21 protein-coding genes and 2 pseudogenes are annotated in these 20,442 nt (G+C 57.2%); 12 read left to right on the top strand and 11 right to left on the bottom strand.

The genetic code is table 11. From position 1 onward, the window contains the following. Positions 1-9 precede the first annotated feature (9 nt). From nrdF to ACMGGE_RS21850, 5 genes and pseudogenes are all read right to left on the bottom strand, one after another. Positions 10-968: pseudogene (gene nrdF / locus ACMGGE_RS21830) on the bottom strand (class 1b ribonucleoside-diphosphate reductase subunit beta). A 9-nt stretch (positions 969-977) separates the two neighbouring features. Further along, positions 978-3,122 carry a class 1b ribonucleoside-diphosphate reductase subunit alpha gene (nrdE, locus tag ACMGGE_RS21835; RefSeq protein WP_196365363.1) on the bottom strand — a complete coding sequence of 715 codons (2,145 nt, stop codon included), beginning with the start codon at positions 3,120-3,122 and terminating at the stop codon, positions 978-980. After that, the gene (gene nrdI, locus ACMGGE_RS21840; RefSeq protein ID WP_024907682.1) at positions 3,095-3,505 is read right to left on the bottom strand and encodes a class Ib ribonucleoside-diphosphate reductase assembly flavoprotein NrdI; all 411 of its coding nucleotides are present in this window, start codon (positions 3,503-3,505) and stop codon (positions 3,095-3,097) included. The genes nrdE and nrdI overlap by 28 nt, the downstream gene beginning before the upstream one ends. After that, positions 3,502-3,741 carry a glutaredoxin-like protein NrdH gene (nrdH, locus tag ACMGGE_RS21845; RefSeq protein ID WP_196346650.1) on the bottom strand — a complete coding sequence of 80 codons (240 nt, stop codon included), beginning with the start codon at positions 3,739-3,741 and terminating at the stop codon, positions 3,502-3,504. Before nrdH ends, nrdI begins: the two co-directional genes overlap by 4 nt. A 252-nt stretch (positions 3,742-3,993) precedes the next feature. After that, entirely contained in the window at positions 3,994-4,320 is a 327-nt protein-coding gene (locus tag ACMGGE_RS21850; RefSeq protein WP_008502569.1) for a DUF883 domain-containing protein, read from the bottom strand. A gap of 160 nt (positions 4,321-4,480) precedes the next feature. Here ACMGGE_RS21850 and ACMGGE_RS21855 point away from each other — a divergent pair, with 160 nt between their 5' ends. Further along, positions 4,481-4,825, top strand: coding sequence for a DUF2002 family protein (locus ACMGGE_RS21855; RefSeq protein WP_008502568.1), 345 nt, complete (start codon positions 4,481-4,483; stop codon positions 4,823-4,825). A 32-nt stretch (positions 4,826-4,857) separates the two neighbouring features. Here the strand turns inward: ACMGGE_RS21855 and alaE are convergent, their stop codons facing one another. Next, positions 4,858-5,307 carry an L-alanine exporter AlaE gene (gene alaE / locus ACMGGE_RS21860; RefSeq protein ID WP_023617655.1) on the bottom strand — a complete coding sequence of 150 codons (450 nt, stop codon included), beginning with the start codon at positions 5,305-5,307 and terminating at the stop codon, positions 4,858-4,860. Positions 5,308-5,800: 493 nt separating this feature from the next. Between alaE and stpA the strand changes: the two genes are divergently transcribed. Further along, the gene (gene stpA / locus ACMGGE_RS21865) at positions 5,801-6,205 is read left to right on the top strand and encodes a DNA-binding protein StpA (RefSeq protein WP_048029252.1); all 405 of its coding nucleotides are present in this window, start codon (positions 5,801-5,803) and stop codon (positions 6,203-6,205) included. A 38-nt stretch (positions 6,206-6,243) separates the two neighbouring features. On the opposite strand, the gene ACMGGE_RS21870 is transcribed toward stpA, so the two are convergent. From ACMGGE_RS21870 to ACMGGE_RS21880, 3 genes and pseudogenes are all read right to left on the bottom strand, one after another. Beyond that, the gene (locus ACMGGE_RS21870) at positions 6,244-6,423 is read right to left on the bottom strand and encodes a hypothetical protein (RefSeq protein ID WP_045909296.1); all 180 of its coding nucleotides are present in this window, start codon (positions 6,421-6,423) and stop codon (positions 6,244-6,246) included. Positions 6,424-6,502: 79 nt separating this feature from the next. Further along, a complete protein-coding gene (locus ACMGGE_RS21875; protein ID WP_234084990.1) occupies positions 6,503-7,024 on the bottom strand; it encodes a rhodanese family protein in 522 nt (173 codons plus the stop codon). 9 nt (positions 7,025-7,033) lie between these two features. Continuing rightward, positions 7,034-7,332: pseudogene (locus ACMGGE_RS21880) on the bottom strand (ArsR/SmtB family transcription factor). Positions 7,333-7,513: 181 nt separating this feature from the next. On the opposite strand from ACMGGE_RS21880, the gene ACMGGE_RS21885 reads away from it, so the two are divergent. Further along, positions 7,514-7,672: a YqaE/Pmp3 family membrane protein gene (locus ACMGGE_RS21885; RefSeq protein WP_045909293.1), complete on the top strand. Its 159-nt coding sequence runs from the start codon at positions 7,514-7,516 to the stop codon at positions 7,670-7,672. On the opposite strand, the gene ACMGGE_RS21890 is transcribed toward ACMGGE_RS21885, so the two are convergent. Next, entirely contained in the window at positions 7,669-8,598 is a 930-nt protein-coding gene (locus ACMGGE_RS21890; RefSeq protein ID WP_045909292.1) for a LysR substrate-binding domain-containing protein, read from the bottom strand. The genes ACMGGE_RS21885 and ACMGGE_RS21890 overlap by 4 nt on opposite strands. Before the next feature lie 320 nt (positions 8,599-8,918). Between ACMGGE_RS21890 and ACMGGE_RS21895 the strand changes: the two genes are divergently transcribed. From ACMGGE_RS21895 to ACMGGE_RS21925, 7 genes are all read left to right on the top strand, one after another. Next, positions 8,919-9,524, top strand: coding sequence for an ankyrin repeat domain-containing protein (locus ACMGGE_RS21895; RefSeq protein WP_111967733.1), 606 nt, complete (start codon positions 8,919-8,921; stop codon positions 9,522-9,524). A 109-nt stretch (positions 9,525-9,633) separates the two neighbouring features. Beyond that, positions 9,634-11,175, top strand: a complete 1,542-nt coding sequence (fdrA, locus tag ACMGGE_RS21900; protein WP_262822420.1) for an acyl-CoA synthetase FdrA — start codon at positions 9,634-9,636, stop codon at positions 11,173-11,175. Continuing rightward, positions 11,175-12,590, top strand: coding sequence for a DUF1116 domain-containing protein (locus ACMGGE_RS21905; RefSeq protein WP_048226633.1), 1,416 nt, complete (start codon positions 11,175-11,177; stop codon positions 12,588-12,590). Before fdrA ends, ACMGGE_RS21905 begins: the two co-directional genes overlap by 1 nt. A gap of 11 nt (positions 12,591-12,601) precedes the next feature. Next, positions 12,602-14,155 carry a xanthine permease gene (locus ACMGGE_RS21910; protein WP_420294146.1) on the top strand — a complete coding sequence of 518 codons (1,554 nt, stop codon included), beginning with the start codon at positions 12,602-12,604 and terminating at the stop codon, positions 14,153-14,155. Continuing rightward, positions 14,152-15,108, top strand: coding sequence for a carbamate kinase family protein (locus ACMGGE_RS21915; protein WP_420294147.1), 957 nt, complete (start codon positions 14,152-14,154; stop codon positions 15,106-15,108). Before ACMGGE_RS21910 ends, ACMGGE_RS21915 begins: the two co-directional genes overlap by 4 nt. Before the next feature lies 1 nt (position 15,109). Then, positions 15,110-16,489: an amidohydrolase family protein gene (locus ACMGGE_RS21920; protein ID WP_420294148.1), complete on the top strand. Its 1,380-nt coding sequence runs from the start codon at positions 15,110-15,112 to the stop codon at positions 16,487-16,489. Positions 16,490-16,614: 125 nt separating this feature from the next. Further along, positions 16,615-17,349: a class I SAM-dependent methyltransferase gene (locus ACMGGE_RS21925; protein WP_069720366.1), complete on the top strand. Its 735-nt coding sequence runs from the start codon at positions 16,615-16,617 to the stop codon at positions 17,347-17,349. Here ACMGGE_RS21925 and ACMGGE_RS21930 read toward each other — a convergent pair. Then, positions 17,343-17,945, bottom strand: coding sequence for a short chain dehydrogenase (locus ACMGGE_RS21930; RefSeq protein WP_251894921.1), 603 nt, complete (start codon positions 17,943-17,945; stop codon positions 17,343-17,345). The genes ACMGGE_RS21925 and ACMGGE_RS21930 overlap by 7 nt on opposite strands. Before the next feature lie 97 nt (positions 17,946-18,042). On the opposite strand from ACMGGE_RS21930, the gene ACMGGE_RS21935 reads away from it, so the two are divergent. Further along, complete coding sequence (locus tag ACMGGE_RS21935; RefSeq protein ID WP_420294149.1) at positions 18,043-18,930, top strand: LysR substrate-binding domain-containing protein; 888 nt, start codon at positions 18,043-18,045, stop codon at positions 18,928-18,930. A 20-nt stretch (positions 18,931-18,950) separates the two neighbouring features. Then, positions 18,951-20,132, top strand: coding sequence for a PLP-dependent aminotransferase family protein (locus ACMGGE_RS21940; protein WP_048029265.1), 1,182 nt, complete (start codon positions 18,951-18,953; stop codon positions 20,130-20,132). Positions 20,133-20,442 lie beyond the last annotated feature (310 nt).

Here is a 20,442-nt window from a genome sequence, read left to right on the forward strand (position 1 = left end):
TAACGTTCGTTAAAAATCCCAGTCTTCATCCTCAGTTTCCACCGCTTTGCCCATCACGTACGATGAACCCGACCCGGAGAAGAAATCGTGGTTTTCGTCGGCGTTGGGCGACAGCGCGGACAGAATCGCCGGGTTCACCTCCGCCATCTCCGGTGGGAAAAGCGCCTCGTAACCCAGGTTCATCAGCGCCTTGTTGGCGTTGTAGCAGAGGAAGGCCTTCACGTCTTCCTCCCAGCCGGTACCAGCGTAGAGTTCTCGGTATAGCTCAGCTCGTTGTCGTACAGATCCATCAGCAAATCAAGCGCAAACCCTTTGAGCTCCTCTCGCTCCGCGTCGCTGACCTTTTCCAGGCCTTTCTGATACTTATAGCCAATGTAATACCCGTGCACCGCTTCATCACGAATGATGAGGCGAATCAAATCGGCGGTGTTGGTGAGCTTGCCCCGGCTCGACCAGTACATGGGCAGCCAGAAGCCAGAATAGAAGAGGAAGGATTCCAGAAACACGCTGGCGATCTTCTTCTTCAGCGGCTTGTCGGCCCGATAATACGTCAGTACCAGCTCCGCCTTTCTCTGTAGTGACTCGCTCGCTTCACTCCATGCGTAGGCCGCGTCCACGTCTTTGGTCTGGCACAGCGTGGAGAAAATCGAACTGTAGGAGCGGGCGTGCACCGCCTCCATAAAGCTGATATTCGACATCACCGCCTCTTCGTGTGGCGTCAGCGCGTCACTCATCAGAGCCGGTGCGCCGACGGTATTTTGAATGGTGTCGAGCAGCGTCAGGCCGGTAAAGACGCGGATCGTCAGCTGCTGCTCGGCGTGGCTCAGGGTTTGCCAGGCCGGAATATCGTTGGAGAGCGGGACCTTTTCCGGCAGCCAGAAGTTGCTGGTCAGGCGGTTCCATACCTCCAGGTCTTTATCGTCCTGGATTTTGTTCCAGTTAACGGCACTCACGCGTGACAGTTTCATCCTTTCTCCTTACAGCGCGCAGGACACGCAGCCTTCAATTTCGGTGCCTTCCAGCGCAAGCTGGCGCAGGCGAATGTAGTAGAGCGTCTTGATACCTTTCTTCCAGGCGTAGATCTGCGCTTTGTTGATGTCCCGCGTGGTGGCGGTATCCGGGAAGAACAGCGTAAGCGAGAGTCCCTGATCCACGTGTTTCGTCGCCTCGGCGTAGGTATCGATGATTTTTTCCGGGCCGATCTCATACGCGTCCTGGTACAAAGCCAGGTTCTCATTGGTCATAAACGGGGCAGGGTAGTAAACGCGTCCGGTTTTGCCTTCTTTACGAATTTCAATTTTCGACACGATCGGGTGAATGCTCGACGTGGCGTGATTGATGTAGGAGATCGAACCGGTTGGCGGTACGGCCTGCAGGTTCTGGTTGTAGATGCCGTAGCGCATCACGTCATCACGCAACTGCTGCCACATCGCGCGCGTCGGCAACACAATTCCGGCGCGAGCAAACAGTTCGCGTACTTTTTCGGTTTTCGGCTGCCAGTCGCCTTCAAGATACGGGCTAAAATACGCTCCGCTGGCGTAGCGGGATTGCTCAAAGCCCGCGAAACGCTGGTTGCGCTCGCGCGCCAGCATCATCGAGGTATGCAGTGCGTGCCAGGTGACGGTGTAAAAATAGAGGTTGGTGAAGTCCAGCCCTTCCGGACTGCCGTAGGCGATGCCCTCCCGCGCCAGATAGCCGTGGAGGTTCATCTGCCCCAGCCCGATAGCGTGCGACGCAGCGTTGCCCGCCTCGATGGACGGCACACTGCGGATGTGGCTCATGTCCGACACCGCCGTCAGCCCGCGAATGGCGGTTTCTATCGTGCGGCCAAAGTCGGGTGAATCCATGGTGTGGGCGATATTCAGCGACCCGAGGTTGCAGGAGATGTCTTTGCCGATCTCCGCATAGTCCAGATTCTCGTCATAGCCGGACGCGCTGTTGACCTGCAAAATCTCCGAGCACAGGTTGCTCATGTTGATGCGCCCGGCAATCGGGTTCGCGCGGTTTACCGTATCTTCGTACATGATGTACGGATAGCCGGACTCAAACTGAATTTCGGCAAGCGTCTGGAAGAAATCGCGGGCGTTGATATATTTTTTGCGAATGCGCTCGTCGGCTACCAGCACGTCATAAAGTTCGCTGATGGCCACGTCGCCAAAGGCTTTGCCATAGATTCGTTCAACGTCATACGGCGAGAAGAGCGCCATCTCGGCATTCTCTTTGGCCAGTTTAAAGGTGATATCCGGGATCACCACGCCAAGCGACAGGGTTTTGATACGGATTTTTTCGTCGGCGTTTTCGCGCTTGGTATCGAGAAAACGCAGAATGTCCGGATGGTGCGCGTGCAGGTAGACCGCTCCCGCGCCCTGGCGCGCGCCAAGCTGGTTAGCATAGGAGAACGCATCCTCCAGCATCTTCATCACCGGGATCACGCCGGAGGACTGGTTTTCGATGCGCTTGATCGGCGCGCCCGCTTCGCGCAGGTTAGAGAGCAAAAATGCCACGCCGCCGCCGCGTTTGGAAAGCTGCAGCGCCGAGTTCACCGCGCGACCAATCGACTCCATATTATCTTCGATACGTAGCAGGAAGCAGGAGACCAGCTCACCGCGCTGGGCTTTGCCGCAGTTGAGAAAGGTGGGCGTGGCGGGCTGGAAGCGGCCGGAGAGGATCTCGTCGGTGAGCTGTTGCGCCAGCGCTTCATCGCCCTGCGCCAGGGTCAGCGCGACCATCACCACGCGATCTTCAAAGCTTTCTAAGTAGCGCTTACCGTCAAAGCTTTTCAGGGTGTAGCTGGTGTAGAACTTCCACGCGCCAAGGAACGTCTGGAAACGAAAGCCGCTGGCGTGGGCGCGTTCAAACAGCTTCACGACGAAGGCGCGTTCGTAGCGGGTGAGGACGCGCGCGTCGTAGTAACCCTCGTTAACCAGGTAGTCGAGACGTTCATCCTGGCTCGTAAAGGTCACGCTGTTGGGCCGCACGTGGGCGGCAAAAAAGGCGTCCACCGCCTCACGGTCTTTATCAAACTGAATGCGTCCCTCCCGGTCGTAGAGGTTAAGCATCGCGTTTAATGCGTGGTAATCCGGCGTCGCCTGTATTACCCGTTCTGCGGTTGTCGTTGCCAAAATTCGTTCACTCCTTTACGCACGTTTTCGACGTCCTGCTGCGTCCCCATCAGCTCAAAGCGATAGAGATACGGCACGCCGCATTTTTGAGAGATGACATCTCCGGCGCGGCCAAAGGCGTCGCCGAAATTGCGATTCCCCGCCGCAATGACGCCGCGGATCAGCTCCCGGTTATGAGGATCGTTCAGAAAGCGGATCACCTGGCGAGGCACTGCGCCCGCCGTGCCGCCTCCGCCATAGCTGGGCACCACCAGAATGTAAGGTTCCTCTACCCGGATCCGCTCCCGCTCGTTAAGCGGAATGCGCACCGCAGGCAGCCCGACGCGCTCAATAAAACGGAGCGTGTTTTCCGAGCTGCTGGAGAAGAACACCAGTCTGCTCATGCCCGTGTGGCCTGCGCGGCGATGCGGTTGATCATGTCCGGGCGGAAGCCAGACCAGCTGGTCTCCCCGGCCACCACCACCGGAAGCTGACGGAAACCCTGCGCGCGAAGGGTATCGGCGGCCTCGGGCTGCTGGTCAATATTCACCATCTCAAACGCCACGCCGCGGCTTTCCATCGCCCGTTTGGTCGCGTGGCACTGAACACAATCGTTACGAGTGTAAATAATAATGCTCATGATTCGTATTTCCATTTAAAATGAGAGAACGGCGCGAATCATCGCGTCAGGTTGTGTGTGTCTTGCTAAAAGGAATACTAGATGTAGTTGTCTTAAGTTTCAACCATACAAGATATGGGAAATTCAGATTGATGTTGTCACGATGATGAGCTCAGCGGGGCAGGGCAGGCTATACGGGTTTTAAAGCCGAGAAGGCAAAGAAAAGCCCCGGCAGCCACTGACCACCGGGGCAGATAACGGTGCGTGAGCGGGTTATTTGCGCAGGCTAAGCAGAGCGCCCACAAAGATACCGACTGCCGCTACCGTGCCGAGCGTACAGAGCGGCTTCTCGCGCACGAAGGTCGTTGCGCAGCTGACCGCATCGCAGGCAGCCTGTGTCGTACGCGTGCGGCCGTTTAAGCGCGCGCGGGTTTCACGGAGCAGAGACTGAGCCTTACGTTTTGCGGCATCCGCTTCGTCCTTCGCGTCACTTCCCCAGGATTTCAGCACCTCTTCCAGCGTGTCCGCTAATTGGCTGACATCATTACGAATATCCTGCGCATCGTCATTAATATCGTTTCGGTTCGGTCTGTTAAACATACGATCCTCCGTAATTTTGCGTTCCCGTTCAGTTTAGTTCAGAAATTTAATATCTGAAGCGCATCACGCGTTATCCGGCAGTTTATGGACTATTCTGAAAGCCCTGCTAATGCTGAATACTGTAAGGTTGCCGGGCAGGAAAAGATAACGAGGAAAAGATATGTATTTACGACCTGATGAGGTGGCGCGCGTTCTTGAAAAAGAGGGATTCACCATGGATGAGGTGACGCCAAAAGCGTATGGATATCGCCGTGGCGAGAATTATGTTTACGTTAATCGTGAAGCAAGAATGGGACGTACCGCTCTCATTATTCACCCCACGCTTAAAGACAGAAGCCTGTCATTTGCTGAGCCTGCCTCGGATATTAAAACCTGCGATCACTATCAGCAATTTCCGCTCTATTTAGGCGGAGAGACGCATGAGCATTATGGTATTCCGCATGGTTTCAGCTCGCGTATGGCGCTGGAACGGTTTTTGAAGGGACTGTTTGGCGACGTACAGTAAATTTGCGACTGGCGTGCGCCAGTCGCTTCACATCACGCTTTTGCCTGGCTGTACTGGCTGACCTTAAACAGGCGGCGACAGTAGTCGAGGAAATAGCCATACACCGCCCCCATCAGCATTGAAATTACAATATTCGAACTGACCGCCGCAGCGATCTGGTGCCAGTCCGCGCCAACCGTCAGCAGAATAGCCACATAAACCGGCGACTGGAACGTCACATAGGCCAGAACGTCCGCCAGGTTTTTCACCCAGCCTGCGGGGCTGATACGACGTGCGAAACGCATGACGGCATCGCGGTATAAGCCGTAAGGCCATGCAATAATAATATTGACCGGGATCGCCACCAGACGAGAAGAAAGTGACTGCTCGAAGGTCATTCCGGAGAGGAATATTTCGATCAGCATGTTCACAACGGAACAGTAGACAACCATCGCGAAAGTATCCGCCACTGCATGGCGAAGGCGTGATTGCGGTGAGAACATGTCTGAACTCCTTGAGAAGAACACAAAAGAAACGATTTTCCCTAAGCGATTAGTGCTTTAGGTTGGTTTGTTTGACGTGTATAGCGTATATCTCTATGTTTGAACTAACAACTAGTGATTAATTTTTATTTAAACGCGTTTTGTCCACAAAATTCTCTAAAATTGATGGTTTTTTGTTCGCTTCGTTATAATGTGTCTCGTGTGATGATTTGTTAATGTAAATCATAGGGTTGTATCTCTTCGCACTGACGAGGGCGTCAACCCGCTTTTGGACAGCGCAGGATGCTGAAATTTTGATTAAGGATGACCATTTATATTGATGGGGTGATTGAATCCATGCGTATCCCACTGGCGTTATAAGATAATATTAAGGGTGGCAGTAAAACATATTTACGCCATTGGCCGGGACGCCCGCGGGTAGATATTTCAGCGGAAATGAATTATTCTGTCGGTGATTTATCTATTTACCCTAAAGAGAAGGTTTTCAAATAATATGTCTTTGACGTTACAGAATCTTAATAATATCCGAACTCTGCGCGCCATGGCACGCGAATTATCCCTGGACGTTCTTGAGGAAATGCTGGAAAAGGTCAGGGTCGTTGCTGAAGAGAAACGTAGTGAGCTGGCGGAATTAGAGCAGCAGCGGGCTGAACAGCAGGAGAAAATTAATGCCCTGCTGGAACGAATGAAAGCCGATGGTATTTCACCGACCGATCTGCTGGGCTCTGAACTGGGGCAGGCGGGTAAGCCAGTGAAAAAGCGCAAGCCGCGTGATGCCAAATATCGCTTTATTGACCAGAACGGTGAAGAGAAAACGTGGACCGGCCAGGGCCGCACGCCGAAGCCTATTGCCAGCGCGCTGGCAAACGGCAAATCACTGGAAGATTTTCTAATCTAAACAGGTAAACCGGGCGGAACACGCCGCCCGGCATTTTTTCAGCAGACGCCGAAATCACCGTCTTCAGTATACGGCGCCAGATCGGCCGCTTTCAGGGTATATTTCTCGCCTTGCTCATTGCTGGCCTGTACCGCCACAACGCTTTCACCGTTCACTTCAAGCACTTTCAGCTTCGGGCCGCCTTTACGCGGTTGTACATAATCACCGACAGAAAACATATTACCTCCTCATCGTTTTAGCGATCTTCACCTTAGCCCACGTATGACGGCGGGTACAGCGTATTTCAGCGATTACTGCTTATGAGGTACGACGGTTCCAGGGCATCACCTTGAGCAGCCTCGCCATGCCGCAAAAACCGGTCACACCGGCGAACAGCAGCCCGGCTCCTACGAAGCCGCTGAGCAGGAAAAAGCCGTCGGAGACGCTATAGCCCAGCACCACGCCGCAGAGAATGAGCAGCCCGGCGGCAATTTGCACCTGACGCATCAGCGGCAGCGGCTGGGTTTTGTCTTCGACAGTCTGCAGACCCGCCTGCTTCCAGCCCTGAATGCCCCCTTCGACCACCAGTGCCTGAGCGGGGGCGGCGGCCTGCGCAAGGCGATCGGCATTGCCTGAGGTGCGGGCGCCAGACTGGCAGTGAAAAATCACCGTTTCGCCCGCGTGCGTTTTAAGTCCACCGGGTAAGGTATCCAGCGGCATGGACTGCGCGGCGGGAATATGCTCGCGGGCGTACTCGTCGGCATCACGAATATCAATCAGCTTTGCACCTTCAGCGATGCGGGCGCTGGCCTCGCGCGGCGAAATAAGGGGAAGTGACATGGCGGCTCCTTACGGGCAATAAAGGGTTTTCAGGGTGCTGATGAGCTGATGCACCGCATCGTTTTTAATGAAATAGCGAATGCGCTGCGCCTCGCGGGTACTGTCAATCAGACCTTCCTCACGCATGCGCGCCAGATGCTGCGACGTGGCGGAAGGGCTCAGCCCCGTCGCGCGGGCCAGTTCCCCGCGCTGGTGCCGGGGGCGCCGCACAGCGTGCAGAGGATCAGCAGGCGACGCGGATTGCTCATCGCTTTTAAAAGGTTTGCCGCCTGCTCTGCGCTGGCCTGAAGCTGTTCGAGTTCGGTCATGATAGTTTAGTATTTGCTTAATTAAGTTAATGCTAAAGTAATTGTGCGCATTACGCCAGCGTCAAAAGCGTAAAAGAGGGTAAACGCGGGGGAGAGAACTGGCGCAGACAGGTAAACTGGCTATGCTTAGAGATAGTTCTCTTTATTATTTTCAATGGATTAGCTTGCACGGAGTTTTGATATGGGTTTTTGGCGTATTGTTTTTACCATCCTGTTGCCGCCGCTGGGCGTGCTGTTGGGCAAAGGTTTCGGCTGGGCGTTTATTATCAACATTATTCTGACGCTGCTGGGCTACATCCCGGGTCTTATCCACGCTTTCTGGGTTCAGAGTAAGAGCTAAGCACGCCAGAGTAAGTCGCTGTAGATCCCGGTCAGCACGCCCTGGGGGCCAAACTGCTGTTTGATCCAGCGCGTGACCTGGCCGGTCGCGGCATGCTGCGTGGCGAGCAGCATGCGAGAATCCTGACGCGGGTTATTGATACGCCGCGTCACCAGCAGCCCGTCTTCCACCGCTTCCCGCGCCATATACTCCGGTAAAAAACCTATCCCTTCGCCCAGAATCTGACACTGGCATTTGGTATTAAAGTCCGGCACCAGAATCGCCTCCTGTCCGTGTAGCAGCCAGCCCACTTTCTTGTTAATGGTGTGCGCGGTATCTTCCACCATGATGTTGGGGTACAGGCGCAGCTGGCTTTCCGCTATCGGTTCCGGAACAAACGCCAGCGGGTGCGCCGGCGCGATGGCAAACACCCAGCGAATGGCGCCGATCTCGGTGTAGTCAATTCCGCCGCCGTCGAGCAGCGTGTCCGGTGCGCCAATGGCGATATTGGCCTGGTTGTTGATGATGGAATCCCACACGCCGTTATAGACCTCGGTGGTGACGGTGATCTGGCAGGTGGGAAACTGCTTTTTCAGCACCTGCAGCAGCCGCGCGGTATGGCGCGGCGTATACAACAGCTGGTTGATACAGATGCGCACCCGCGCCTCGATGCCCTGTGAGATGGTATCAATCCCGCGCTTGATGGCGTGAAAGTCGTTAAGCAGGTCGGTGGCTTTGCGGTAAAAGTAAAAGCCGGACTCGGTCAGCTCAATGCTGCGCGTGTTACGCACGAACAGCACCACGTCCAGCCCGGTCTCCATGCGCTTAATGGTGTAGCTGATGGCGGAGGTGGTGACGCCCAGTTCGGCGGCGGCTTTGCTGAAGCTGCCAAAGCGGGCGGCGGTGGTGAAGGCCAGCAGGTTCTCTTCGGTAAAGATGGAATTCATATCACGGCTCCGTCAAACATCAGTTTTGAACATATTTTAACAACGCTGTTACAACGCATTTGAAGCCGATCACAGTTCTGACGCGTTGCCGAAAGCCCTGGTGCATAAGGCTTTATCAGACATAAGCATAATGCGTTTTGACGCGCTAAAAAGCGGTTAAACATAAGAAAAAGGTTGCACAGACGCACGTTTTGACCGAACTGTTGAATTTAACTCAACAATGAATTGACTGTCGATGAATCATTTTTAAGCGGATTCTTTTATGACCAGGCTGTTGCTATTCTCAGGTCAACAGAAAGAAAAACATCGGGAGTCTGAATATGTCTGCAACTGAACTGGTTACCGAATTTCTGCTGGCGGCAGAAGAGGGCAATAGCGATGCGCTAAAAGCCTGTCTGGAGAAAGGCGTGGATATTAACGCCACTAACCGCCAGAAAAGAACCGCCGTTACGATTGCCAGCCTGAAAAAACACTATTCCTGCGTAGAATTTTTAATTGCCGCCGGGGCAGATATTGATAAACAGGATCAGACCTGCTTTAACCCTTTCCTCATTAGCTGCCTGACCAATGATTTAACCCTCCTGCGGCTGGTATTACCCGCGAATCCGGATCTCGACCGCCTGACGCGTTTTGGCGGCGTGGGCATTACGCCTGCCAGTGAAAAAGGGCACGTGGAGATCGTGCGCGAGCTGCTGGAAAAAACCGATATCAACGTTAACCACACCAACTTTGTCGGCTGGACGCCGCTGCTGGAAGCCATCGTGTTAAACGACGGCGGCGCAAAGCAGCAGGCGATCGTGAAGCTGCTGCTGGATCACGGCGCGAACCCGCATATGACCGACAAATACGGCAAAACCCCGCTCGAACTGGCGCGGGAGAAAGGCTTCACTGAGATTGCCGACCTGCTGCTGGCGGCGGGCGCGTAAAACGATCGGTCAGCCCGTTCCGGCTGGCCGCTAATTAAATAAAGCATTTTTTACCGACGTGTATTGTGCACGACGGCGGCCCCCTTTTATCCGCGAACAGGTGCAAATAATGCCAACGAAAATCGTGATTAAAAAGAACACCTATTTTGACTCCGTGTCATTAATGTCCGTTTCCACGAAAGCCAATAAATTGCCGGGCGTTGAACAGGCCTTTGTCGCCATGGCAACGGAAATGAATAAGGGCGTATTAAAAAACCTCGGGCTGTTAACGCCGGAATTAAATGAGGCGAAAAACGGCGACCTGATGATCGTCATTAAAGGTGACGCGGCGAATGATGAAACGCTGGCCGCTATTGAAGCGCTGTTCACGCGTAAAGAGAGCGCGGGCTCTCATGAAGCGCGCTACGCGACGATTGCCAGCGCTAAAACCCATCGCCCGGAGAGCAACCTTGCGGTGATCTCCGTCAATGGCACCTTCGCCGCCCGCGAGGCGCGTCAGGCGCTGGAAAACGATCTCAACGTAATGCTCTTCTCCGATAACGTCTCGCTCGACGACGAGCTGGCGCTGAAGCAGCTGGCGCACCAGAAAGGACTGCTGATGATGGGGCCGGACTGCGGCACCGCCATCATCAACGGCGCGGGACTGTGCTTCGCCAACGCGGTGCGCCGCGGCTCGATTGGCATTGTCGGCGCATCCGGCACCGGCAGCCAGGAGCTGAGCGTGCGCATCCATGAATTCGGCGGCGGCGTGTCGCAGCTGATTGGCACCGGCGGGCGCGATCTCAGCGAGAAAATTGGCGGCCTGATGATGCTCGACGCTATCGACATGCTGGAAGCCGACGAGGGCACCCAGGTTATCGCGCTGATCTCCAAACCAGCGGCTCCTGCCGTGGCAGAAAAGGTACTGGCCCGCGCCAGAGCCTGCCGCAAGCCGGTGATTGTTTGCTTCCTCGGGCGCAATGAACCGCCCGCCGATGAGGACGGACTGCAGTTCGCGCGCGGCACCAAAGAGGCGGCGCTGAAGGCCGTTCTGCTCACCGGCATCAAAAAAGAGTCCCTTGATCTGCACCCGCTCAACTGGCCATTGATTGAAGAGGTGCGCGCCCGCCTGACCCCGCAGCAGAAGTACATTCGCGGCCTGTTCTGCGGCGGCACCCTGTGCGACGAAGCGATGTTTGCCGCGCTGGAGAAGTTCGACGACGTGTACAGCAATATCCAGCCGGATCCCGCTAAACGCCTGCCGGACGTCAGCGTCAGTAAAGCCCACACCTTCCTCGACTTTGGCGACGACGATTTCACCAACGGCAAGCCGCATCCGATGATCGACCCGACCAACCGCATCAGCCGCCTGCTGCAGGAGGCGCGCGATCCGGAAGTGGGCGTCATCGTGATGGACTTTGTGCTGGGCTTCGGCGCGCACGAGGATCCGGTGGGGGTGATGATCGACGCGATCAAAGAGGCGCAGGCCATCGCGAAGGCCGATAACCGTCCGCTTGAGATCCTCGGGTACGTGCTCGGCACCGATCAGGATCCGCAGTCGCTGGCACAGCAGTGCCAGATGCTGACCGACGCAGGCGTCATCTGGGCCAGCAGCAGCACCAATACCGGATTACTGGCACGCGAATTTGTCTGCAAAGGGGAGAACGCATAATGACCACCTTATTTAACCAGCCGCTGAACGTCATTAACGTGGGTATCGCGATGTTCAGCGACGATCTTAAAAAGCAGCACGTTCCCGTGACCCAACTCGACTGGACGCCGCCGGGGCAGGGCAATATGCAGGTTGTTGAAGCGCTCGACCAGCTGGCGGAAAAACCGCTGGCGGAGAAGATCGCCGCCGCCAACCAAATCGCCCTTGAGCGCATTATTCAGTCCCATCCGGTGCTGGTGGGCTATGACCAGGCGATTAACGTCGTGCCGGGGATGACCCGCACCACCATTCTGCACGCTGGTCCGCCTGTCTCCTGGGAAAACATGTGTGGCGCGATGAAAGGCGCGGTCACCGGTGCGCTGGTGTTTGAAGGGCTGGCGAAAGATCTGGACGACGCGGCACGGCTTGCTGCCTCCGGCGAGATCACCTTCTCGCCGTGCCACGAGCATGACTGCGTGGGCTCCATGGCGGGCGTCACCTCTGCGTCGATGTTTATGCACATTGTTGAGAACAAAACCTACGGCAACCGCGCCTTCACCAACCTCAGCGAGCAGATGGCGAAGATCCTGCGCATGGGGGCCAACGACCAGAGCGTCATCGACCGCCTGAACTGGATGCGGGACGTGCTCGGCCCGATGCTGCGCGACGCGATGAAGATTATCGGCGAAATCGACCTGCGCCTGATGCTGGCCCAGGCGCTGCACATGGGCGATGAGTGCCACAACCGCAACAATGCGGGCACCACGCTGCTGATCCAGGCGCTGACGCCGGGGCTGATCCAGGCGGGCTATCCGGTTGAGCAGCAGCGCGAGGTATTCGAGTTTGTTGCCAGCAGCGACTACTTTTCCGGCCCGACGTGGATGGCGATGTGTAAAGCCGCCCTGGACGCCGCCCACGGCATTGAGTACAGCACCGTGGTTACCACCATGGCGCGCAACGGCTACGAGTTCGGCCTGCGCATTTCCGGCCTGCCGGGGCAGTGGTTCACCGGCCCGGCGCAGCAGGTGATCGGCCCGATGTTCGCGGGCTATAAGCCGGAAGACTCCGGGCTGGATATCGGCGACAGCGCCATCACCGAAACCTACGGCATCGGCGGCTTTGCGATGGCGACGGCCCCGGCGATCGTTGCGCTGGTGGGCGGCACGGTGGAGGAAGCTATCGACTTCTCCCGTCAGATGCGCGAAATCACCCTCGGCGAAAACCCGAACGTCACTATTCCGTTGCTCTCGTTTATGGGGATCCCGACCGCCATCGACATCACCAGAGTCGCCGGCAGCGGCATTCTGCCGGTAATTAACACCGCTATTGCGCATAAAGATGCGGGCATCGGCATGATTGGGGCGGGCATCGTTCACCCGCCGTTTAGCTGTTTTGAAAAGGCGCTGTTGACCTTCCGCGATCGCTACTTTTTATAAGGCATGCATCCATGAAAAACATGAAACTGGAGTGGAAAAGAGGTGACTGGGCGGCGTATTTCGGGTTGATGACCAACAACCTGACCAATTTGCTGACCATGATGGGGTTGCTCATTTTTGTCGTCGGCATCCCGAAGGAGATTGTTTATGGACGCATTGCGCCAGCCTTCGGGCTGGCGGTGCTGACCGCGAGTATTTGCTACGCCTGGTTTGGCATGCAGATGGCGCGCCAGACCGGGCGCACGGACGTCACCGCGCTGCCGTCCGGCCCCAGCGCGCCGTCTATTTTTACCGTAACCTTCCTGGTGCTGATGCCGGTCTATCAGCAGACCGGTGATGCGGAGTTCGCTATCCAGATTGGCCTGGTGTGGTGCTTCGTGGAGGCGATGATCCTGGCGGGTGGCTCGTTTTTAGGGGAAACCATCCGCAAGATGATCCCGCGTACCGTGCTGCTGTCGTGCCTGTCCGGTTTGGGTCTGCTGCTGCTGGCGATGAACCCGATGCTGCAGGCGTTCGAGGCGCCGACCGTGTCGTTTATCGTGCTGCTGCTGATTTTCATCAACTGGTTCGGTAAAAAGCCGATCTTTGCCCGCATCCCAACCGGATTGCTGCTGCTGATTGCCGGCACGGCCCTGGCGTGGATCTCCGGCCTGCAGAGCCCGGAGGCGATCAAAGCCTCCATGTCATCCTTCGGCTTTAACCCGCCGCAGGTGCACGTGGAAGGTTTCCTGCAGGGGCTGCCGCACGCGCTACCGTATCTTGCCTCTGCCGTACCGCTGGGTCTGGCGAACTACATCTTTGACCTGGAGAACATCGAAAGCGCCCACGCGGCGGGGGATGAATACCCGACGCGTAAAGTCATGCTGGCGAACGGTCTGGCCTCCATGCTCGGCTGCCTGATGGGCAACCCGTTCCCGGTGACGGTCTACGTCGGCCATCCCGGCTGGAAAGCGATGGGCGCGAGCATCGGCTACACGCTGGCTTCCGGCGTGACCATGTTCATCGTGCCGCTGTTCGGGCTGGGAGCGTTTATGCTCGCCATCATTCCGATGACTGCCATCGTGCCGATTCTGGTGTTTATCGGCGTGGTCACCGCCAATCAGGTGGTAAGGGAAACGCCGAAGATGGAAGTGCCCGTGATCTTCATCTGCCTGTTCCCGTGGATCGCCAACTGGGCGCTAACCATGATGAACAGCGTGATGGGCGCGGCGGGCACGAATGCCGCCAAAATCGGCACCGACGTGCTGCACAGCAAAGGGATCTACTACGAAGGATTAGTCCATCTGGGGAACGGGGCACCGCTCGCCAGCATGCTGTGGGGCTGTATCGCCATTTTCGCCATCATCAACAAACCGCTGCGCGGTGCCGTGGCTGCGGCGGGCGGGGCGCTGCTGGCGCTGTTTGGGGTCATCCACGCTCCGGTCGTGGGCTTTGCCGAAGGCAGTTCGCTGATGTTCGTCACCGCGTATCTGATGATGGGCGGCATGTTTGTGGTGAAGCATGTGCTGGATAGTCGTGAAGCGGCGAGCGCTGAGCCGGGTACTGTTGCGAAGGAGCACGTATGAAAGAGCTTATGGTCGTCGCCATTGGCGGCAACAGCATTATCAAAGACAACGCCAGCCAGTCGGTTGAACATCAGGCGCAGGCGGTTAAAGCGGTGGCAGAGTCCGTGCTCGAAATGCTGGCCTCCGATTATGACATCGTGCTTACCCACGGCAACGGCCCTCAGGTGGGGCTGGATCTGCGCCGGGCTGAAATTGCCCACGAGCGGGAGGGGCTTCCCCTCACGCCGCTGGCAAACTGCGTGGCGGACACCCAGGGCGGCATTGGCTACCTGATCCAGCAGGCGCTGAACAACCGCCTGGCCGCGCGCGGGGAGCAAAAAGCGGTTACGGTCGTCACGCAGGTGGAAGTGGATAAAAACGATCCCGGTTTTACGCACCCGACGAAACCGATCGGCGCGTTCTTCAGCGAGGCGCAGCGCGACGAACTGCAGCGCGCGCACCCGGACTGGCACTTTGTTGAGGATTCGGGCCGGGGATATCGTCGCGTGGTGGCCTCGCCGCAGCCGTTGCGCATTGTCGAGGCCGATGCGATCAAGACCCTGACGCAAAAAGGCTTTGTGGTGATCGGCGCGGGCGGCGGCGGTATTCCCGTGGTGCGTTCGGCGCAGGGCGACTACCAGAGCGTTGACGCGGTGATTGATAAAGATCTCTCCACCGCGCTGCTGGCGCGCGAGATCCGCGCCGACGTGCTGGTGATTACCACCGGCGTGGAAAAGGTGTGCGTCAACTTCGGCAAGCCAAACCAGCAGGCGCTGGACACCGTTAACGTAGCGGAGATGACGCACTACAGGGAAGAAGGTCACTTCCCGGCGGGCAGCATGCTGCCCAAAATCGTCGCCTCGCTGGAATTTTTACACCACGGCGGCAAGCGGGTGATCATCACCTCGCCAGACTGCCTGCCCGCCGCGCTGCGCGGGGAAACCGGTACCCATATTGTGAATGAAGGAAGATAAGATGAGTGAAAACAAAAGCCGCCGCGAGTTTATCAGCCAGAGCGGTAAAATGGTGACCGCCTGCGCGCTGTTTGGCGCGACCGGATCCGTCGCGTATGCTGCTGACTCCGCAAAGCCACTCTGCGAGACCGGTAAGCCTATGAATATCACCGCGAAACATTACTATCTGGACAACGTTCTGCTCGAAGCCGGGTTTAACTTCGACGGCGGCGTGGCGACGAGCACCCGTACCGAGCTGAAAACGCTGGAGATCAAGGACGGGAAGATCGTCGCCCTGCGCGACAATAAGCGCCACGCCGACGCCACGCTGCCGCACTACGATGCGGGCAACAAGCTGATGCTCCCGGCAATGCGCGACATGCACATCCACCTGGATAAAACCTTCTACGGCGGCCCGTGGCGATCGCTCAACCGCCCGGCGGGCACCACGATTCAGGATATGATCCGCCTGGAACAGAAGCTGTTGCCTGAGCTGCAGCCCTACACCCAGGAGCGTGCGGAAAAGCTGATCGACCTGATCCAGTCGAAAGGCTCCACCATCGCCCGCAGCCATTGCAACATTGAGCCGGTTTCCGGTCTGAAAAACCTGGAAAACTTGCAGGCGGTCCTGGCGCGCCGCAAACCTGGTTTTGACTGCGAAATCGTCGCCTTCCCGCAGCACGGGCTGCTGCTGTCGAATTCTGAAAAGCTGATGCGCGAGGCGATGCAGGCCGGGGCGCACTACGTGGGCGGGCTGGACCCGACCAACGTCGACGGCGCGATGGAGAAATCTCTTGATCTGATGTTCCAGATTGCGCTGGACTACGACAAAGGGGTGGACATTCACCTGCACGAAACCAGCCCGGCGGGCATGGCGGCGGTGAACTACATGGTCGAAACCGTGGAGAAAACGCCGGCGCTGAAGGGGAAACTCACCATCAGCCACGCCTTCGCGCTGGCGACGCTCAACGAACAGCAGGTGGATGAGATCGCCACCCGCATGGCGGCGCAGCAGGTAACCATCGCCTCCACCGTGCCGATTGGCACCCTGCATATGCCGCTGAAGCAGTTGCGGGACAATGGCGTGTTTGTGATGACCGGCACCGACAGCGTGATCGACCACTGGTCGCCGTACGGTCTGGGGGACATGCTGGAAAAAGCCAATCTTTATGCCCAGCTCTACATCCGCCCGAACGAGCAGACGCTCTCCCGCGCGCTGGGAATTGCGACCGGCGACGTGCTGCCGCTGAACGACAAAGGCGAACGCGTGTGGCCGAAAGCGCAGGATGACGCCAGCTTTGTGCTGGTGGACGCCTCCTGTTCCGCCGAAGCCGTGGCGCGCATTTCCCCGCGTACCGCAACGTTCCATAAAGGAAATCTGGTCTGGGGTACGGTGGGCTAATGGGTTGCCGGGTGGCGCTGCGCTTACCCGGCCTACGGTTCTGAGATTTTGTAGGTCGGGTAAGGCGAAGCCGCCACCCGACAATGCAGTATACTGCTGTGCACATTCTTAAAGAGGGATCTGCCATGGCACAAAACATCTACGACAACCCGGCGTTTTTTGAAGGCTACGCCCAGCTTCCGCGTTCGGTGCAGGGGCTGGACGGCGCGCCGGAGTGGCCCGCGCTGAAAAGCCTGCTGCCCGATTTAACCGGTAAATCGGTTGTCGATCTCGGCTGCGGCTACGGCTGGTTCTGCCGCGCCGCGCGCGAGCTGGGTGCTGCTCACGTCACGGGGATCGATATCTCAGAAAAGATGCTCGCCCGCGCAGCGGAGCTTACCGCGGATCCACTGATTCACTATCAGCGTAGCGATCTGGACTCTCTCAGCCTCGACGAAAACAGCGTCGATCTGGTCTACAGCTCGCTGGCGCTGCACTATCTGCCGGAACTGGACACGGTATTTGCCGAGGCTCAGCGCGCGCTTAAGCCCGGCGGCAGCCTGGTCTTTTCGATGGAACACCCGATTTACACCTGCGCCTCGCGTCAGGGCTGGCTGACCGACGATAACGGCGAGCGGTTCTGGGGCGTGAATCATTATCAGGACGAAGGCCAGCGTGTCAGCAACTGGCTGGCAGACGGGGTGATCAAATACCACCGCACGCTGGGCACCACGCTTAACGCGCTGATCAAGGCCGGATTAACGATAAGCAATGTCAACGAGTGGGGACCAACGCAGGCGCAGATTGACGCCTGGCCCGCGCTGGCCGAGGAGGCGGAGCGCCCGATGCTGGTGCTGATCGCCGCCCGCAAGGATCAGTAGCCGACCTTGTATACGCGCCCGGTCTGCACGCCTTCCACGCTGCGACGATAGGCTTGCGCCACCGTGGCGGCAGGCACGCTTTCGAAGCCCGGGAAGAAGCCATCGTACGTGTCGACCGATTCGGTGAGCACCGTCGGGCTGATCAGGTTGATGCGGATCCCGCGCGGCAGTTCGCAGGCTGCGGCGCGAACAAACCCTTCCAGCGCGGCATTCACCGTGGTGGCGTTCACGCCCTGCGCAATCGGCTCGTGTGCCACGACCCCGCTTATCAACGTAATCGAGCCGCCTTCATTCAAGTAGTGCTGGCCGATCAGCGCCAGGCGCACCTGCCCCAGCAGCTTATCCTGCAGTCCCTGGTTAAAGTCGCTGTCTTTCATGGTCGCGAGCGGGCCGAAGTAGAGGCCACCGCTGGCGGACACAATCGCATCCACCTGGCCGATTTTCTCGAACAGCGCCTGAACGCTTGACTGCGAGGTGATATCCACCTGTTCGTCGCCCTGCGTGCGACCGACGCGGATGACCTCGTGGCGACGACTCAGCTCTTCCGTTACCGCACGACCGACCGTACCGCTGGCACCAATAATGACGATTTTCATAGCCGACTCCTTATGTTGTGAGCCTTCATTCTTTAATAAATTAAAATGCGGATAAACTGGGCTAAAGTTAGAAGATTGCTAACCAGAGGTTTGGAATATGGATAAGCTCCGCAGCATGGAGACGTTTATTGCCGTGGTGGAAAGCGGCAGCTTCACCGGTGCGGCGGCGCGGCTGGAGATGTCGGCGGTAATGGTGGGGAAGTACGTTGCGCTGCTGGAATCCCAGCTTGGCACCCGCCTGCTGGAGCGTAACACGCGCCGCCAGAGCCTGACGGATGCCGGACGCGTCTACTTCGACGAGGCGAAGCGGGTGCTGGAGCAGGTCGTGATTGCCGAAAGCGCGGTTGAACGGCTGCGCGCCGCGCCGTCTGGCACCCTGCGCGTCACTGCGCCCACGTCGTTTGGCGGCTGCGTGATCGCCCCGCTGACGGCAACCTTTTTACAGCGCTACCCGGAGGTACGCATCGAGCTGGATCTCACCAACCGAATGGTCGATCTGGTGGAGGAGGGCGTCGATCTGGCCATTCGCATTGGTGACGTTCGCAACGACGATCTGGTGGCGAAATACCTGTGCCCCTACAACATGGTGATCTGCGCCGCGCCGGACTATTTAGCGCGACACGGCACGCCGCAAACGCCAGACGATCTGGTGAATCATCTCTGTCTTTCGCACACGGTGTGGACCGCACGTAACGAGTGGCGGCTGCCGGGCGTGGAAGGGGAGGTGCGCTGGAAGCGGGATGCGATCTTAAGATGTAACGACGGCTACGGCTTACGCATGGCGGCGCGGGCCGGGGCGGGGCTGTTGCTGCAACCGGAAGTGCTGGTGGCGGAAGAGCTGGCAAGCGGCAGGCTGGTGCGGGTGCTGGAGCCGTTCACGCCCGCGCCGAGGCCGGTGCATTTGTTGTGGCGTCAGGATTTGCGGCCGCTGCCTAAGCTGACGGAATTTATCGCCCATATTCTGCTAAGATTGAGCACACTATAAAAACAGAAGGTAAGCAAAGAATGTCCGTGAGTAAACTCGCCAGCAGCGCGCAGGGCCTGCAATCATCTGCCATCCGTGAATTATTAAAACATAGCAAAATGGCGGGCGTGATCTCGCTGGGGGGCGGTATTCCAAACCCTGACCTGTTCGATCGCGAAGGGCTGAAAATCGCTGCTGATGCCGTATTATCTCAGCATTTTGGCGAGGCGTTTCAGTATGGCCTGACCGAAGGCGTACCGGGACTGCGGGAAGAGATTCAGCGCATTTGCGAGGGGCGTGGCATTCGCTGTAAGGCCGATGATGTGGTCGTAACCTCCGGTTCTCAGCAGTCCCTCGACGTGCTGGCGCGCGCGTTAATTAACCCGGGCGATATCGTCGTCGTCGAACGTCCAACCTATCTCGCCGCCCTGCAGGTATTCGGCCTGGCGCAGGCGAATTTTGAATCCGTTGGCACCGACGGCGACGGTATGAAGGTGGACGAACTTGAGGCCCTGGTGGCAAAGAAAGCCATCAAAGCGGTCTATATCGTTCCAACCTTTGGTAACCCTGGCGGCGTGACGCTTTCTGAGGCGCGTCGTAAACAGCTGGTGGAGCTCTCGAAGCGCTATGACTTCGTAATCATCGAAGACGATCCGTACAGCGAAATTAACTATACCGATGAAGTCTTCCGCCCGTTAATTGCCCATGCCAAAGATATCGGCAATGAAGAGAACGTGGTGTATACCTCCACCTTCTCTAAAATTCTCGCGCCGGGCACGCGCGTAGGCTGGGTGGTGGTGCCGGAATGGTTGAAGCGCGCGGTGGTGAACCTGAAGCAAACCACCGATCTGCACACCAGCACGCTGTCGCAGCTGATGACGTATGAGTACCTGAAGACCGGCCGTCTGGCCGATCAGATTAAAACGATCCGCGAAGCCTATCGTCAGAAATACCAGACGTTCGCCACGGAACTGGAAGCCGAGCTGGGCGACGTGATGTCGTTCCACAAGCCGAAGGGCGGCATGTTCCTGTGGGCGAAAATGAACAACGGCATGAACACCACCCGCTGGCTGGAAAAAACGTTAAGTAACGGCGTGGTATTTGTGCCGGGCGAATTTTTCTACTGCAATGAGCCAGACCCAGCGACGCTGCGCATGTCGTTTGTCACGCCAACGGATGAAGAGCTGAAAGAGGCCGTTCGACGCCTGAAAGCCTCTTTATAACAGAATGGCGGGGTATGATTCTGGACGTTATTTAAGCGGTGAAGCTGAAAATGCAGATCAGGAACTTCACGTTAACTTGCGCAGGATCATACCCGGGCCATGTTTTTGGATTGTATTCGAAAAGTAATACCAAAATTAACATTATCTAACTAATTAATTATTAATGCTTTTTTTCTAAGAAAAGCATTTTTTGTATTATCCTTTTTCGGATTGCTCTTACACTTGTTGCCCATATTCTTATTTGCATCTCATTCATTTTGATCTGAATAATGTCTCATGGAATAAGCGCAGTCGTTGGATGATTTTTTAG

The sequence above is a fragment of the Enterobacter sp. BNK-22 genome, from assembly GCF_048684805.1.
In the GTDB taxonomy this organism is placed as follows: Bacteria; Pseudomonadota; Gammaproteobacteria; order Enterobacterales; family Enterobacteriaceae; genus Enterobacter; species Enterobacter quasiroggenkampii.